Source organism: Parabacteroides caecihominis (assembly GCF_023656785.1).
Lineage (GTDB): Bacteria > Bacteroidota > Bacteroidia > Bacteroidales > Tannerellaceae > Parabacteroides > Parabacteroides segnis.
Map to the genome: position 1 here is coordinate 68,046 of NZ_JAMOKS010000013.1, position 16,205 is coordinate 84,250.

The window sequence follows — 16,205 nt, forward strand, 5'->3', positions numbered from 1 at the left end:
AATGAAATTACGTATCCTATATTGTTTATTCCTGGCTGTTATCCTTCTTCCTGCTTGTGAGAAGGCGGATAAGTATAATCCGTCTCCCAGGGATAACTTTGAGGCGCTTTGGCGGATTCTGGATGAGAATTACTGTTTCTTCGAATTTAAAAATATCGATTGGGATGAGGTGCATGACCGTTACAGCCTTCAGATCAACGATCAGATGAGCCAGTACGATCTGTTTGATGTATTGGGTAAAATGTTGGCGGAACTGAAGGACGGGCATACGAATCTGTTCTCTTCATTCGATGTGGCCCGTTACTGGGCCTGGTATGAGGATTATCCGGCTAATTTCGATTCGGACATACAGAAGAATTATCTGGGGACAGATTATAAAATTGCCGGTGGATTAAAATATAAATGTCTGTCTGATAACCAGGTGGGTTATGTTTACTATGGTAATTTCTCCAGTGGGGTAGGCGAAAGTAATCTGGATAATATGTTCCTGCATTTCAAAGACTGTAAAGGTATCATCTTTGACGTACGAAATAACGGGGGAGGTGCGATGTCAAATTCGGACCGGATCACCCAGCGTTTCCTGGAAGAAAAGATATTGACCGGCTATGTCATGTATAAAAAAGGGAATGGGCATAATGACTTTTCCACCCCTTATCCTTTATATCTTTCTCCGTCCGACCGGCTTCGTTGGCAGAAACCGGTTATCGTTTTGACGAACCGTCATTGTTACAGTGCCACGAATAACTTTGTGAGTACGATGCGTTTATTACCCCACGTAACGATTATGGGTGACCGCACCGGAGGTGGTAGCGGTTTCCCTTTTACAACGGAGTTACCCATAGGGTGGAGTGTCCGTTTTTCCGCTTGCCCGATCCTTGATGCAGACAAGAAACATACAGAGTTTGGCATTGACCCGGATCAGGAAGTGGCTATGACCAAAGAAGATATGCGGAAAGGAAAAGACACTATTATAGAAGCTGCTATCTCACGCCTTTTGTCCGGCTCAGAACTGTCAGAGCCTGATATAAATAAAATCTCCCCCGAAATACTTGCAGATTAATAAAAAAGATTTACCTTTGCACCGCAAACCAAATGCGGCTGTGGTGTAATTGGTAGCCACGCCAGACTTAGGATCTGGTGCTTCACGGCGTGGGGGTTCGAGTCCCTTCAGCCGCACAAAATGCAAAATCCTTCTAAGATGTTCTTAGAGGGATTTTTTGTTTTATGCAGGTTGTTAGATGGTTACGACGTTTTCTTTCCCCTCTCAGAAATAGATAAATCATATCGAAATAAGACTGTTCAGGTGCCAAATCGGTGTTTCGAAAGTTAGGTGTGATGGCTGGCACCTTTTTAACTTTTGGTCACCGTTGTACTGGTTTGTTATTCAATGAATTAAATCATAAATGCGTACACCTTTTTAACATTTAAAAGACATGTTTTTATGATGAAAACAACATTTAAAGTAACGTATTTACTAAGGAAGAATAAGCCTTTTAGTAATGGAGAAGTTCCTATTCTTGTAAGAATAACATTGAATGGTGAAAGAGCGGAGTTTGTTGCTAAGCATAGTGTGAATCCTTCATTGTGGAATCAAAAAACGAATAGAGCATTAGGGAGTTCTATTTCCGCTAAGAGTTTGAATACTTATTTAGATCATGTATATATCAAACTTTGTGATTCAATGCGTGATTTGGAAGAAAGAGGAATTGAAGTAACGGCAGCGAATATTAAAGATAACTATCTGGGGATAATAAGTTATAAACAGGTTACTTTATTTTCTGCTTATGATGAACACAATGATAAGATGAAGGCTTTGATAGGAAAAGGCTATACCTATGCTACATTAGAGCGTCATTATACAACAAGAAATCACCTTTTGGATTTTATCAGAACGAAATATAACAAAGATGATATTCCATTAGAGCGAGTTGATAATGTATTCGTAACTGACTTTGAATTTTTCCTTAGGTCTGAAAAAAACATAGGGAATAATACGACAGTCAAGTATTTGCGTAATCTGGGTAAGGTTCTACGGATAGCCTTTGAAGCAGGTCATATTAAAAAGAATCCATTGAGTTCGGTTCGTTTACATATTGAGGATATAGACCGTCCGTTCTTAGATGAGAGAGAATTGCAGACTTTGTTTAATAAAACGTTTACAGTTCAGAGATTGGAACAGATTAAAGATGCTTTTCTATTCTGCTGTTTCACCGGTTTAGCTTTTATTGATGCAAAGAACTTAACACAAGAACATCTTTATACAACCTCATCAGGTAAGGTGTGGATTAAAATGCAGAGACAGAAAACAAAGAAATGGTCACATATACCATTGTTACCACAGGCAAAAGCTATTTTAGATAAATATGATAAGCACCCAATAAGAAAACAAGGTTTTCTTTTGCCTTTTCCTACGAATCAAAAAATGAATGCCTATTTGAAGGAAATTGCGGAGTTATGTGGCATTACTAAAAATCTGACAACTCATTGTGCCAGACATACTTTTGCCACTACTGTAACGCTTGCAAATCATGTCTCAATGGAATCTGTATCTAAGATGTTAGGACATAGTTCTATTCTTATGACTAAGATTTATGCTAGGATTTTGGATAGTTCAGTGGAAAGAGAAATGGATGAACTGGAAAATATATTGAAGTTCGATATTAATGATTAATGTATTAAGTAAAAGAATCCTGTTTCCAGCAATGGACGGGATTCTTTTTATCCTTAATTTTGCCACATCAAACGAATAAAATGTATATATGGAAATAGAATATATTAATAACGAAAGAGTAAAATATCCAGAAAATATTATTGATTTGATGAAACTTGTAAGAAAATCACAACTAGGTGATAGTTATAGTTCATCTCTTATAGCTTTATGCATTTTATGTAAGAACAAAGAAGTTAATTCTCAATTCTTTAAGTATATTGATTTGGCAATAGAACAAGGAGATGAGAGTATTCCATATTTTTTAGATATATTATTTACAAATGGTTACACTGAAGACGGATTTAAAATTCTCCAATCAGAAGAACTACAATTCAAATATTCATTGAAACGGAAAAGTTTATCAAACATTTCATCGATAATCTCTTTAGCTCGCAATAGTTCTGAAAGGCAAAAAGAAATAATAGATGCAGCTAAGTCTAATCAACTTCATCCTATTTATAATCAAATTATTTGCGATTTATCCAAACTCATTACAAACAATAATTCAAAATTGTTTAATTATATTGACAACTTGAGCAGTATATATTCTTTTTTCTTAAATAGTCGGCATTCTTTGTTGGCCAAACCAATTGTGCTTACAGAAGAAGAACGTATAGCTCATTACACTAATATACAAGCCATACATTCCATGTTACGTATTCCTAAAAGTTCTAGTGAATATGAAGAATATAGAAAAAAATATCCTGTACTTAGACTGTATAATACTGCATATATGAATGATCCAGAAGAAGGATTATATTTATTTGATTGTGAGGAGTTAAAAGAAATAGTTCCATATATTGAAGAAGAAAGATATTATCGTACGTATATCGCATCTTTTACGACTCATAAGAAAGATGATTTAACAATGTGGAGGTTGTATGGACAAGACGGAAAAGGACTTAGTATTATATTGCCACAAAAAGATTATAAAATGGTATTTCCTAGTGTTATTGATATGTTAAAAAAATCATTCCATTCTCAATTAAACGATTCAGACATAGATGAAAAGAATATATTATTATATAAAGTTTCTTATGATTGCACCAGTATTAGGTTAAGTATGGTCGAAATGTTCAATGAGTTAAAATCATTAATAATTAAAAATAACGATAAAGAAAACTCTTTATTAGTAAACTACTTATATGCTTTCTTTGCTAAAGCTAGTGATGAAATTCGATACTTATATAAAAATCCACAATATAAAACGGAAAAAGAGTTTAGATACCTCTCTTTTCATAGGATTGAGAGCGAAAAAGTAAAACTTGATGAACGAGAGATACCTCATTTATATGTTGAGACTCCTCCCGATTTATTTAGAAAAGGGGTAGAAATTATAATTGGACCTAAAGCTGAAAAGAAAATTGATATAAAATTGGATATTGAATATAGACTTAAAAGATATGGATTTAATGATGTAAAAGTCTCTATTTCTAAAGCTAAATACCGATAGGAGTAAAACTATTTATTTAAGATTCTATAAAGAATGATGTTTGGAAATGACCAGATGGAAGATGTTATGAAGAATTTGCTTTAGGAATTAAAATAAGATGATAAATAATATGATAATTCTATCATATTATTTTAAATTTGCCAATAAAACAAAAAGGTATGACAGATAAATCATTTCCATCTCAAGGTTGGCAACAGTTCCTTACAGGAAGACAAGGAATTTTAGATAAATATGACCAAGCAAAAACTCATAGTGTATCACATAAGGTTTCCACATCTCATGGAAATGTCGCAGAGGCTGAATTTAGAAAATGGCTAAAAAATTTTCTTCCAATAAGGTATGGTGTGACATCGGGATATATAGTATCACAATTCACACAAGACACCATGAAAATGTCTCATTTTGATGTAATTATCTATGATGCTCTAAGTTCTCCAATATTATGGATTGAAGATAATAGTGATTATTCTCATGATGGACAATCAAGGGCAATTCCTGTTGAATATGTAAAAGGTGTTTTTGAAGTAAAATCATCTTTTAATAAAAGAACTGTTGTTGATGCACTAACCCATATAAGGGAATTATCTCCTTTATATATACAAATAGATAAGCCTAATGAACAATATAAAAGATATCTCCCCATTAATTTTTTTTGTGGATTAATTTTCATTGAATTACATAAGAAATATGAATTTGAAAAATCCGCATTGCTAGAATTAATGAAAATCAGAGATATTAGAGGATATTATAGTTCGATCATTTTAAGAGGAGAAGGACGGAAGCCTACAACAACATGTAAAATAGATACGATGCTAACAAACCAACCAATAAATGACTTCACTAATATGACAGATTGTTCTATGTTAAAAAATTTCCTTTGTCTAAATACACAGAAAGTGGAAGAAAATTTATATTCATGGGTACATTTAACATGGCAAGACTTGAATTTTTCAACTTTTGCGTTTGATATATTAGCATTATTAAATGAGACATATCAATTTGGTAAGAGATCAAGTTTTTATGCATTTGGGGACAGTAACTGGAAAATATAGTATTCATTAGAATTTTCTATATATTCCTGTTTCCAGCAATGGAGGCAGGATTTTTTTCGTACTGTAGATACTACGGTAGTATACTATATATTTATCTTTGCCATAAAAAAACTCATGGCTTACCGTTTTCTACCAATAAATGCATTAAAAGAAATCGAACCGTGGCTAAAGGAATATTACAACTACGAGCGTTCGATGCTTCATAATAATTTCATATATACATATAAGATATATGCTGAAAATTTTGGAAACTATTCAAAGGAAGAGGAAGAAACCTATCTTCTTGAATCACCAGTACATAAAAAAAGCATATCCGATATTGAGATTCCTGATGTTATTGACTATGAAAAACAATACGAATGTGTTATGAATGTTGGAAAAGCTATCATAATAGATTTGGGTGAATATGACTACCTTACTATATTACAAATGTATTATGACTATGTGGATGAAGAAACCACAACAGATAATGACTTTAATATTGGGTTAGTCCTCACTTTAATAGCTTCCATATATAATAAATACAGAAATACCAATGGTTTTTTCGATTTTGAGGAAGTTCTTATGGATGACAAACAAACAGATTATTCATACAGAGTTAGACCTGACCTTCTAAAACTCTATGAACTATTCCATCTAAAGAAGAAAATTAAAAGCGATACAATTCGCATAGAATATAATAATGAAGTAATAACCTTGGATAACTTCGATAACTGGTTTACCAATATGATAACTCCTTACTTGGATAAATATCTGGGTGTTTCCAGTTTGGAAGAAGCGCAAACCGAACTTGAAAAAGACTATCCGGAGAAAAAAACTAAAGGCAGGAAACGAATTAATCAAATCGCTGACCTTATTTTAATGGGTACTTATAACCTTATCCAGCATGGTTCATTTGCAGAACAGGGAAAATCCCTGACCAATAAACAGGCAGAGTTCCTTCTCAGATACCTTAAATATCTAGGATTAATCGAAGAAGACAGCAGTAAAGACGATATTATAAACCTTCGTGCAACAGTTAGTAACCTAAAGAAATACTCACTGGTGTTCAATTGGTGGTCTATACCTATGCAAAAACAGTCCCCAAATAATCCTTTTGGTGGCAAAATGAAGAGTGCTTGGTAAGAAAATCTTTATATGCTTATTTAGTCTTAAACATCTAAGAAACAGAGATATAAAAAATACGCCTAAACTTCGCTTTAATTCTTTATAGGAATAGGGGTACTCAGACCCCCATCTTTGCAGTGTAATCAACAACGAGAGGTGCACATCTCGATAGTTGGTTTCCTGAAATCCCGAACAGAAAAGAGGGAAAATATTAAAATAAAAAGAATTATGACAACACTAAACATTACATTTGAAAGTAAAGCAGTAAAAAACTATGACAACAGCGGTGCACATGAAGCTGCAAAACTGATTATGAAGAAATATGAAAATCTAAGTGTTAAGTTCAAAACAGATAAAGACAACTATCCTTATGCTTGGTTGGAATCTAAAAGTATGGCAGGCTTTAAGCTTCGTTTAAATCAAGCAGAACTAACTTGGATTATGAAATATTTGAAAGAAGGTGAAACAGAAGATTTTGGAACTAAGCCAGAAAACGTTGAAGCTTACAAAGAAGATGATGATAATGATTTTCAACTTCAAATATTCAAACAATTGATTGAAAGCGGCAAAGTACTCCAATTCGTTCCTACATTCCGTGAAACAAATGGTTATATCAGTGCTACTTCTTCTTATATGAAAGGAAAAATCTTTTTCAGACTTGAAAGAACAGATAGCTTGGTTGAATACTTACAGGAAAAAGAATTAATCTAATTATTAACCCATAAAGAGGAAGTGCAAAAGCTTCCTCTTTTAAAACTTATACTATAATGAACACAATAAATATTCAGATAAATAAAAATAAAGAAGGTAAAACTCAATATCTTACAGAAGTCCTTCCACAAATACCAACTAACGTAATCTTATACAAAACACTTACAGGTTTAGGAGCAACTTACGGAGAGTTGAAAGCGAATAGAAATTCTATCATTATCGAACCCAATGTTCCCGTTATCGTTGGTAAGTGTAAAGACGCGAAACATAAAGACGATAATCTGTTTGGTGTTTACGAAGGTGTTTATACAGAGGATATTGTAAAGTATCTGGATGCATCAACAGATAAGAGAATAAAGATACTTACCACTCCCGAAAGTTTCACAAAAGTAAAAGACGCTTTTGAATTAATGGACATGGATGTATATGGTACATGCTTTCTTTTGTTCGACGAATGCCATAAGATCGTTAAAGATGTGGATTATAGATCGGATATAATACTTCCGTTCGATGATTTCTTTCTGTTCAATGAAAAGGCTTTGGTCTCAGCAACTCCCATTTCTTTCAGTGATCCCCGTTTTGAAAGCCAAAAGTTCCAGATCATAAAGATCGAACCGACCTTTGAGTATAAACACCCGATCAAGCTGATCCATACTAATAATGTATTGGAGCAGTTAAAAAGGGAACTTGGCAAATTGGACACGACAATATGTTTCTTTATCAATTCAACAGATATGATTTATTCATTTATCAAGCAACTGGATATTGAGAATGAATCTACCGTATTTTGCGCAAAGAAGAGTGTGGAGAAATTGAGGAACAATCATTTTAAACACGCATTCGAGCAATGGAGCGAATCCAGAATGAGGAAATACAATTTCTTTACCAGTCGTTTTTATAATGCGTTGGACATTGAATTGGAGATAAAACCTACAGTCATTATGATAACCGAAGTTTATTTCTCTGAATATTCGATGATCGACCCTAATACAGACGCTATACAGGCAATAGGAAGATTTCGTAACGGGATTGAACAGGTCTGTCACATTTTTAATACGAACACAAATTTCCCGGTTCGCACAATGGAAGAGATAGACGGATATATAGCAGGTTGCGAGGATGTCTACAAAAAATTGAAAACATTATATGATTGCGCTGCAACGGAAGGTGCAAGGGATTCATTCAGAGCTGCATTGGAAATAGTCCCCTACAATAAAATGCTGGACAAGGAAGGAAGAAAAAATTACTTTGCGATAGACAATTATAAAGATGAAGCCCTGTTAAAATCCTATTACAATAACAGGTTTGGAGTGTTCAAGTGTTACCAAGACAACAAACTTTTTGATGTGTTCCATGTACATTCCCTTTTCCCACTTGGAGATTATGAGCGTTTGAGAAGAGAGAATAAATCAGTCTCACTCAAAGAAAAGCGCAAAGAGATTGTCCGCCAGTTGGAATTATTGAAAGGTGATGACGAAACAGAAATGATTCGGGAATATAAAAATGATTTGAGAGAGGCTGATCCATTTATTTACGAAGCATACGAAGTAATTGGCAGGGAAATGATAGAATCCTTTAGTTATTCTGTAAAACGCATCAAGGAGGCTATGATCTTGAAAAGGTTTCGAGAAAAAACAGAAGGTACGGAGTTTATCCAATTAGTTAAAAATTCGTTTCGGGTTGGACAAAGATATACTCTTAAATATATAAAGGAAGAATTAACCCGAATTTATCAGCTTATAGACCTTCGACCTCAAAAAGCAGTCACAGGGCAGTCTATTCGGAATTTTTTTGAAGTGAAAGAGTGTAAGATTGGAAAAACAAAAGCATTATTGCTAGTTGAAGTGTTGATATAGGTGATAGTACTTTTTTTCTAAGATAATGGTTTTATATACCTTGTTCAAAAAAAGTACTATCATTGAACCTGCATTCATAAAATATACCTAAACTCATATTTTAGCGTATCCGGATAAGCCAGTCTGGATACGTTTTTTTATGTATATCTGATAAATGAAAAACGGGTACTCCCATCTTTGGGGATACCCGTTTTTGCAAGTATATATTATTATCATGACGAATGAAATCTTTAAATATGGTGTTTTCTTTTCTTAATCAGTTTTTTTCTTTTGTTTTTTTCTGTGGAAAAGAAATTAGCCGGAATACGCCAATGTTCAACAATTTCTATGAGTTCTTTGCGTATCCTTGTATAATCAATCGTTTCTAGGTTATATTGTGACATATTATATTCTGGTTTAGGTGATTATTAAAAAATCGAAGAAGACTTTATCTTTGAAGTATATACAAAGTTACTGATAAACAGGATGATAAAAAAGTGAATAGTCACTAATCTGAAATAATGACTTTACGCATATATACATTTAAAATATACCATCTTAATTTATCCCCCCTCCCTATAAGAGAAGGAAGTCTTTCTCTTCTTAGATGTTATTGGCTGAAAACAAGGCTTACCATATAATATATGTATGCTGTGCATACATGACTCCACTATTCCGAAAGTCCCCATACGGTAGTTGGAGAGAAAGTGAATATTTTGCAAGCTATCGTACTGGATAGGTCAAGCGGGATTTATAATTTATTGGGGTACACTATGAAACCCTTTGTAATAGAGTATATTTAGCAGGTTGAATTTATGGTCATTCTGTGAAATATATTAATCTAATCCTTTACTTGGGAACATTCCTTTCAATCTCACAAATCTGTAATTAACAATCAATCAAACTATTAAACAACTACGTTATGGAAAATGTATTGAAAGTATGTGACGTTAAATTAACGTACAAAACGAAGGTGAAAAGTTCTGAAAGACCTGTTATAGTACTGGCAGAAGATGTATATAGGCTTTTAATAGATTATGTATATGATAAGGAAATAATCCAGTATAAGGAATGTTTGAAACTAATCTTACTGAATAAAGCAGGTAAACTTTTGGGTGTTGCTCATATCTCAGAAGGTGGAATAGATGAAACATCTGCTGATATACGAATAATCATGCAAGCTGCAATATTGGGGAACGCTTCCAGTATAATCTTAACACATAATCACCCTAGCGGAAATTTAAAACCTAGTACACAGGATGATTTAGTGACAGAGAATCTCAGAAAAGCAGCCAAACTGTTTAATATTACTTTACTGGATCATATAATAGTGACAGACAGCGGATATTTTTCTTATTTGGATGAAGGGAGGGTATTATGAAAGCAATTTTATTCATTACCTTCTTAATCTTTATGTTTCTCTATCCTGAATTATTTTTAGGGCTGATTATTCTTTATATGGTATTATTCCTAATCGTGCTTTTTTTCTTTGAAGTGAAAAATAGATTAGGGAAATAACCTGAATCAGAAATATTCACTTCTATTATTAGTGAATGTTCCTCTCATTATCAGTAAGTTACATTTCAGCTATTTTTTCTAATGGCTGAAAACAATCACTTTTATAGACAAACATTTAAAATTGAATATTATGAGTTTAAAGTATAGTACTACTACAGCAGATTATATGAAATGGGATGAAATGACTAACCTGGTAAGGCGATTGGCAAAAGATGGGAATTATAAAATGTCTTTACTTATTGCTATAGCTTGTTTTTGGGGATTGAGGATTAGTGATATTCTAGCTTTACATTGGGATACAATCCTTTATGTGGATGAGTTTACCATAAAGGAAAAGAAAACAGGAAAAATGAGGACTATTCACATTAACCCTCAACTAAAAAGGCATATCTCTGACTGTTACGATAAAATTAAACCTGTTAGCGTTAAATCTCCTATCCTTGTAAGCCAGAAAGGTACAACATTCTCTATACAGCGTATAAATATGCTGTTGAAAGAGATAAAAGTTAAATACAAGTTGAAAGTAAAGAACTTTAGTACTCATTCTTTTAGAAAGACATTTGGCAGACAGGTATATAATCAGAATTCAGAGAATGCAGAACTAGCCTTAGTCAAGTTGATGGAGTTATTTAATCATTCCAGTATTGGGATAACTAAACGATATTTAGGATTGAGACAGGAAGAACTGTTGCAGACCTATGATTCTTTGTCTTTTAATTGAAAATATAAACACTTTTCGTAACTTTGTGCCAATTCTTTACGCCTAAAGAGATAGGAGGGTTAAAGAAGGACATAAAAACGAAAGGTGTTATTGATATTATCTTCTAAAGTCAAACTTCGCAACTTTGATTATTGGAATGAAGATGATAGCAATAGCACCCGCATCTTTTGTTATAGACTTACCTGAAAGGGTGAACTATATCTCAATGGGTGTGGGTTGCTGTTGTTTTATCTATTCCAAGGGCAATGCGAAGGCCTGACTTTAGGATAAAACAAATACAGTTCCCACACCTTTTTTATTTTGTTAATCTTTCCGTAGGGGAACAGGAAAGGGAAAAAATGTAATATAATGTATAGAATTTTAGAAAGGGATGAGTTTGGAAATCCTCATGAAGTCATTTACACCAATGATTTTAGAGTCATTGGAAAGTTTAATGACAAAGGAGAGCCTATGTTTGTGACAATAAAAGATCCAAAAGGCAAATTAGTTTATGAAGGGACTATTGAAGTGGATATATATCAATACTTCCAGAAATATTTAGAAACAGGTAAAACAATTAAATCAAAAGAATTATGAAAACAAACAGATTTTTTACAGCCATTCTTTCAGTGGCTTTGTGCGTAAACTTCGTTTCTTGTGGAGATGATGACGATAATAATATCATTAATCCAGAGAATGCAGTTAAAAGATTGACCTCTATCAGTTATAGGGATCAATCGGGAACAGGTTTATTCAATATTGAATATTCAGGCGAACAAGTTTCTAAAATAACAGAAACATACAAATGTCCAGGTTATAACCATACATGGGTATCGAATTATACTTATACAACAAATGGTGTTACAGAAAAAGTTGATATTCAAAACTCTTATGGCGAAGATTTTACCGATATAACTAACTATACATTAAATGATAAAGGATACGTTGAAAAAGGAGAAGTTGATGATGGCGGTATCTGGAGCTATACTTATTCTGGAGATTATATGACTTCTGCCATTTTGATGTTAGACGGACGGAAGTATGTTGATGATAAATATAATTTTAATGATAAAGGATTGATGGTTAGTAACGATTCTTTCGATACAGGAATCGAATACACTGATATACCTAATCTGGGAGGACTGTTTTTGGCTTATGATGATGATGTTTTAGAATTAGATTATAGTAATTTGCAATATGCTTCATTGTTGGGTAAAGCTCCTAAATATTTGCCAAAAGAGTGTATTGAATATGGTACTTCTGATGATGATAACAAGGAGCTAACCTTTCATTACGAATTGGATGAAGATGGTTATGTGAAAAAAGTGGAAGTTAAAAATCTGGATGGATCTGAAACGTGGTGGACAGAGACATATACTTATGAAAGGGTAAAATGAAAGGTTTGTTTCTGAAGTATATACTTTCAGAATAGATTTTTTCTTATTTAAAGTCCTCTCCAGTAGTGAGGATATAAAGAAGATTACCCAAGCGAGCAAAAAGTATTCTTGCTTACTTGGGTGATTTTGTATGTATTTGAATTGAAAATGAGATAATTAACTAATTTAATTATACGGGAGCGTGTAATAAGATTTAATTTATTGGTGCCAAATCGGGGATTTTTCGATTTTGAGAGTATAAGAAAATGGCGTAAGTGGCTGATAGATAGCTATACCGGCCGTGGGGGTTCGAGTCCCTTCAGCCGCACAAAATGCAAAATCCTTCTAAGATGTTCTTAGAGGGATTTTTTGTTTTATGCTGGTTGTTAGGTTTGTTTTAGCCAATCAATGAAATCTAATTTTATCAGTTGCCAGTTCTTCTTTTTTAAGCATTTGGGATTGGGATCGGAATCTGCAATATCAAAATTAGTGAAACCTTGAATAATTTCTTCTTTCGTATGATTGTAAGGAAAACGTTCTACATATAAGTTTAACATTTCAGTTATCGAATACGTATTATGTAATTCGTGAATATCCCAAAAGTCTTTTTTTCGTCCACCATGTCCGATGACATCTAGCTTCATGGCTATAATATCCTCAAAAGACGTTAGACGTATATTATCAATGACTTTTGCAGGACGAATAAAAGGATCTGTATAAAATAGATCGAGTTTGACAGAATCGTCAACAGAGTCACCTATTATATAGGAACATCCGAAACCAACAATTTCACCACAATCTCCGTTACAGTATGCAAACTGAGTTCTTAGCCAGTCTTGAATAACCCTAAAATCAATAGAATCATACTCGTAATCAGTAAATAAATCTATATCATCAGAGATACGGTGTCCTAACTGTAAACTCAATGATGTTCCACCTACAAGCTGGAAGGGGTGAAAAAGGTCATTAGACATTAATTGTGTCAATACCTTTTTTAGTAATGGCGTTACTGTTTGATATTTGAGTTTAGTTGGCATAATTCAGATATTTTTGAATGTTAGATTTTAGATTAACTGCATACTTATTATTTAAGTCCAGCAACGACAGGATTGTGTCTTTACCATAGAAACGAATTGTTTCAAGTATTTCTTTTTCATTTCCCCGTTCAAAAATACGATTAATGATATACCGTTTATTGGTGTTCCAATCTAATTTATCAAAGTCTGTATCCCAAAACAAGATCTTACGATATATAGAAAGATCAGGATGATATGATTGAGCTTCTTTCTTCTTTTCCAATTCAATATCATAATAAACTTGTAAAGTCATTAGTAATCCTTCGTCTAAATGAAGTGATCTCTCGATCTTTAGAGACAAAGGTATGTTCATATTTCTTCGTCCCTTAATGATGGCACTTAACGTTTGAGGATGAACTCCTATGGACTCTGCAAATGCACCACTTCTTAATTGACGATTTCGTAACTCCCTGCTTAAAAATAAGCCAGGGTGAACACCTTTCAATATTTCTAATTGATCTTTCATATCACTACAAAAATAAACAAATTTGTTTAGAAATGCAATATGTGGATATTTATTTAGCTCTCCCTACTCAATACCCCAATCCTTATTGAGCATGGCATAAATTATATCGTCTACCCATTCGCCACGAAGGAAATAGTGCTTCTTTCCTGAATCCCAATTTTACGAACTTCCGAAAATAAGCAAAGGGGTACTTCACTCCAATTTGAGAACAAGTCCCCCCCCCCTTTGCTTATAATTTCCTTTAATTATCAAATGTCAGTAATAATTGGTGATAAACAGTTTCGTTAATATCGTCGATTTAAGGTAAGTGTCGACTTGTATGAACTAAGTGCTTCTAATACCATCCTATCTTTAGCAAATTCTAACATAGTACGTTTACTAAAAAGAGGTCCGTCCTCTATATTCATAATTTTACCTTCAATGGAATAGTTAAACTTATATACCTCAGCTCCGAATCCGTCTTCCCTAAGAATATATTGACCATTCTGTGTATCAAAGAATTGCATCTCTACGTTTATTGTCCTTATAATTTTATCTCCATCGGTTACGAGATTAACTCCCTCCCATGTCGTCTGTTTCAATGATTCAGAGTCAAATCTAAAATCATCATTATCATTACTGCAAGAAGTGGATACGATTGCCAAAAACAGTATTACAAGTGTTTTGAATAAATTTTTCATGTAACTATATTTTAATTGATAATAATTTAGGGAATAATAATACGTGCAAAGTTGGAGAACATGAATAAAAAAAGCCTTGAAATACTTCAAGACTTTCATTTTTGCCGTAGTTTTCTTCGTATATGGCTGACGGTTTCAGGTGTCACACCAAGAAATGAGGCTATCTCTTTTAAAGTAATATGCTGGGGGAGGTTTGTGCAGCGCTTTAGTAGCGCAACATAACGCTGCTCTGCTGTGTCGCAGTAAAAGCCAAGTAGCCGTTGATACATTTCTACAAAAATTTCTTCTGCTACCAATCTACCAAAACGTTGAGTATTTATGCTTGTTTCCCAAAAATCATTCAGTTCTTTCATAGATAACACGTACACAGAACAATCTGTAACAGCTTGAATATTGGTTAATGACCCCATGTGCTTAATCAGTGATGGGTAATCACACACAAAATCTTCGGTAAAACTATAACCGACAATAGGTTCGTTACCAGCATTATCAATACGAGTATATCTAAAAATGCCACTTTCGACAAATCCCACATATTTACATGGCTCATTTTGTCTAACAAAATAATCCTTCTTTTTAATCTCGATAGACTTTCCCTTTTCTAAAAAGTGCTTTTTGAATTCTGAGAAATCAATCTCATTTATGTATTCATTGAAGTTCACCATATTATAATCCGCTTATATATGCAAAGATATGATTTTTAGGCAGTAATAGGAAAAAGGAATGTACGCACTTGTTCTAAAAAAGAGTCTTTTATAGGATATTCTTTATATCTTTGTGCATCAGGCAAAAAGAAATACTATGTCAGAGGTCAATTTATCAATATCGCATTTAAATAGTTACACAATTCTCAAAGAGTTTTTCTTAGAAAAAGGTAAAAGAGTTGAATACACAAAAAAGGAATACTTCTTGCAACAAAATTTTTCATCTCTAATTGCTGGATGGATAGAAAATGGTTCATTTCGATATACTTACATGAATGAAGATGGAAATGAACGTATTGTCTGTTTTTCGTTCGAGAAAGAATTTGTTTGTGATTATGCTTCTTTTATCCATAGAGAACCAGCACTTGTAAGCATTCAAGCCATTACAGATTGTGTAGTTTATCAACTAACATATAAAGAATTAATTGATTTCTTAGAAATGAACGCAGATACACAGAGATTGGGGCGTAATGTAGCAGAGTCTATGTTTAAAATGGCATACAAACGAATGCTGCAGGCATATTGTGATTCTCCAGAACAGAGGTACATAACGTTAATGCAGCGGTGTCCCAATTTGAAAGAAGAAGTCCCTCTAAAAGAAATTGCGTCTTTTATTGGTGTTACTCCTGAAACCGTCAGCCATATCCGAAAAAAAATATTATTAAAAGGAAAGTCTTGAATTTTTTCAAGACTTTTTTACTGCATTCTGCCTTACTTTGCAACCTATTGAAAGTAATGCATATGAAAATGAAATGTTTATTTAGTATCTTATTGTTATGCTTGAATATAATAGGTATTATTAGTTGTCGTGATTCAT

General features: G+C 33.3%; 16 protein-coding genes and 1 tRNA gene. 13 read left to right on the plus strand and 4 right to left on the minus strand.

The annotated features are described in order from the left end of the window. Window position 1: 1 nt before the first annotated feature. The 12 genes from NBH14_RS12655 to NBH14_RS12710 all read left to right on the plus strand — a co-directional run bounded on the left by NBH14_RS12655 (window position 2) and on the right by NBH14_RS12710 (window position 12,483). Window positions 2-1,060, plus strand: coding sequence for a S41 family peptidase (locus NBH14_RS12655; protein WP_186959527.1), 1,059 nt, complete (start codon window positions 2-4; stop codon window positions 1,058-1,060). A gap of 34 nt (window positions 1,061-1,094) precedes the next feature. Further along, window positions 1,095-1,176 (plus strand) — tRNA-Leu (locus NBH14_RS12660). Between the two features lie 265 nt (window positions 1,177-1,441). Further along, a complete protein-coding gene (locus NBH14_RS12665) occupies window positions 1,442-2,671 on the plus strand; it encodes a site-specific integrase (RefSeq protein ID WP_186959528.1) in 1,230 nt (409 codons plus the stop codon). Window positions 2,672-2,759: 88 nt separating this feature from the next. Next, entirely contained in the window at window positions 2,760-4,163 is a 1,404-nt protein-coding gene (locus NBH14_RS12670) for a DUF2971 domain-containing protein (protein ID WP_186959529.1), read from the plus strand. A gap of 158 nt (window positions 4,164-4,321) precedes the next feature. After that, window positions 4,322-5,215 (plus strand): DUF6602 domain-containing protein, encoded by an 894-nt coding sequence (locus NBH14_RS12675; RefSeq protein WP_186959530.1) that lies wholly within the window; start codon window positions 4,322-4,324, stop codon window positions 5,213-5,215. A 114-nt stretch (window positions 5,216-5,329) separates the two neighbouring features. Next, entirely contained in the window at window positions 5,330-6,340 is a 1,011-nt protein-coding gene (locus NBH14_RS12680; protein WP_186959531.1) for a hypothetical protein, read from the plus strand. A 210-nt stretch (window positions 6,341-6,550) separates the two neighbouring features. Then, the gene (locus NBH14_RS12685) at window positions 6,551-7,033 is read left to right on the plus strand and encodes a hypothetical protein (protein ID WP_007658691.1); all 483 of its coding nucleotides are present in this window, start codon (window positions 6,551-6,553) and stop codon (window positions 7,031-7,033) included. A gap of 56 nt (window positions 7,034-7,089) precedes the next feature. Continuing rightward, window positions 7,090-8,889, plus strand: a complete 1,800-nt coding sequence (locus NBH14_RS12690) for a DEAD/DEAH box helicase family protein (protein ID WP_186959532.1) — start codon at window positions 7,090-7,092, stop codon at window positions 8,887-8,889. A gap of 901 nt (window positions 8,890-9,790) precedes the next feature. Further along, window positions 9,791-10,249, plus strand: a complete 459-nt coding sequence (locus tag NBH14_RS12695; RefSeq protein ID WP_186959533.1) for a JAB domain-containing protein — start codon at window positions 9,791-9,793, stop codon at window positions 10,247-10,249. Between the two features lie 267 nt (window positions 10,250-10,516). Next, complete coding sequence (locus tag NBH14_RS12700; protein ID WP_186959534.1) at window positions 10,517-11,107, plus strand: tyrosine-type recombinase/integrase; 591 nt, start codon at window positions 10,517-10,519, stop codon at window positions 11,105-11,107. 348 nt (window positions 11,108-11,455) lie between these two features. Next, complete coding sequence (locus tag NBH14_RS12705; protein WP_186959535.1) at window positions 11,456-11,683, plus strand: hypothetical protein; 228 nt, start codon at window positions 11,456-11,458, stop codon at window positions 11,681-11,683. Beyond that, window positions 11,680-12,483 (plus strand): DUF4595 domain-containing protein, encoded by an 804-nt coding sequence (locus NBH14_RS12710; RefSeq protein WP_186959536.1) that lies wholly within the window; start codon window positions 11,680-11,682, stop codon window positions 12,481-12,483. Before NBH14_RS12705 ends, NBH14_RS12710 begins: the two co-directional genes overlap by 4 nt. 365 nt (window positions 12,484-12,848) lie before the next feature. Here NBH14_RS12710 and NBH14_RS12715 read toward each other — a convergent pair whose 3' ends face one another. The 4 genes from NBH14_RS12715 to NBH14_RS12730 form a co-directional block, all read right to left on the minus strand. Continuing rightward, complete coding sequence (locus tag NBH14_RS12715; protein WP_128134656.1) at window positions 12,849-13,499, minus strand: nucleotidyl transferase AbiEii/AbiGii toxin family protein; 651 nt, start codon at window positions 13,497-13,499, stop codon at window positions 12,849-12,851. After that, entirely contained in the window at window positions 13,489-14,004 is a 516-nt protein-coding gene (locus tag NBH14_RS12720) for a helix-turn-helix transcriptional regulator (RefSeq protein WP_121719534.1), read from the minus strand. Before NBH14_RS12720 ends, NBH14_RS12715 begins: the two co-directional genes overlap by 11 nt. Window positions 14,005-14,288: 284 nt before the next feature. Further along, window positions 14,289-14,684, minus strand: a complete 396-nt coding sequence (locus tag NBH14_RS12725; protein ID WP_186959537.1) for a BSAP-5i family immunity protein — start codon at window positions 14,682-14,684, stop codon at window positions 14,289-14,291. 95 nt (window positions 14,685-14,779) lie between these two features. After that, window positions 14,780-15,349 (minus strand): Crp/Fnr family transcriptional regulator, encoded by a 570-nt coding sequence (locus tag NBH14_RS12730; protein WP_010801031.1) that lies wholly within the window; start codon window positions 15,347-15,349, stop codon window positions 14,780-14,782. Between the two features lie 136 nt (window positions 15,350-15,485). Here NBH14_RS12730 and NBH14_RS12735 point away from each other — a divergent pair, with 136 nt between their 5' ends. Continuing rightward, the gene (locus tag NBH14_RS12735) at window positions 15,486-16,067 is read left to right on the plus strand and encodes a Crp/Fnr family transcriptional regulator (protein WP_186959538.1); all 582 of its coding nucleotides are present in this window, start codon (window positions 15,486-15,488) and stop codon (window positions 16,065-16,067) included. Window positions 16,068-16,205: the final 138 nt, after the last annotated feature.

Coding starts and splice junctions, on each gene's coding strand:
- NBH14_RS12655 (WP_186959527.1), top strand. CDS start 2: ATGAAATTACGTATCCTATATTGTTTATTCCTGGCTGTTATCCTTCTT.
- NBH14_RS12665 (WP_186959528.1), top strand. CDS start 1,442: ATGATGAAAACAACATTTAAAGTAACGTATTTACTAAGGAAGAATAAG.
- NBH14_RS12670 (WP_186959529.1), top strand. CDS start 2,760: ATGGAAATAGAATATATTAATAACGAAAGAGTAAAATATCCAGAAAAT.
- NBH14_RS12675 (WP_186959530.1), top strand. CDS start 4,322: ATGACAGATAAATCATTTCCATCTCAAGGTTGGCAACAGTTCCTTACA.
- NBH14_RS12680 (WP_186959531.1), top strand. CDS start 5,330: ATGGCTTACCGTTTTCTACCAATAAATGCATTAAAAGAAATCGAACCG.
- NBH14_RS12685 (WP_007658691.1), top strand. CDS start 6,551: ATGACAACACTAAACATTACATTTGAAAGTAAAGCAGTAAAAAACTAT.
- NBH14_RS12690 (WP_186959532.1), top strand. CDS start 7,090: ATGAACACAATAAATATTCAGATAAATAAAAATAAAGAAGGTAAAACT.
- NBH14_RS12695 (WP_186959533.1), top strand. CDS start 9,791: ATGGAAAATGTATTGAAAGTATGTGACGTTAAATTAACGTACAAAACG.
- NBH14_RS12700 (WP_186959534.1), top strand. CDS start 10,517: ATGAGTTTAAAGTATAGTACTACTACAGCAGATTATATGAAATGGGAT.
- NBH14_RS12705 (WP_186959535.1), top strand. CDS start 11,456: ATGTATAGAATTTTAGAAAGGGATGAGTTTGGAAATCCTCATGAAGTC.
- NBH14_RS12710 (WP_186959536.1), top strand. CDS start 11,680: ATGAAAACAAACAGATTTTTTACAGCCATTCTTTCAGTGGCTTTGTGC.
- NBH14_RS12715 (WP_128134656.1), bottom strand. CDS start 13,499: ATGCCAACTAAACTCAAATATCAAACAGTAACGCCATTACTAAAAAAG.
- NBH14_RS12720 (WP_121719534.1), bottom strand. CDS start 14,004: ATGAAAGATCAATTAGAAATATTGAAAGGTGTTCACCCTGGCTTATTT.
- NBH14_RS12725 (WP_186959537.1), bottom strand. CDS start 14,684: ATGAAAAATTTATTCAAAACACTTGTAATACTGTTTTTGGCAATCGTA.
- NBH14_RS12730 (WP_010801031.1), bottom strand. CDS start 15,349: ATGGTGAACTTCAATGAATACATAAATGAGATTGATTTCTCAGAATTC.
- NBH14_RS12735 (WP_186959538.1), top strand. CDS start 15,486: ATGTCAGAGGTCAATTTATCAATATCGCATTTAAATAGTTACACAATT.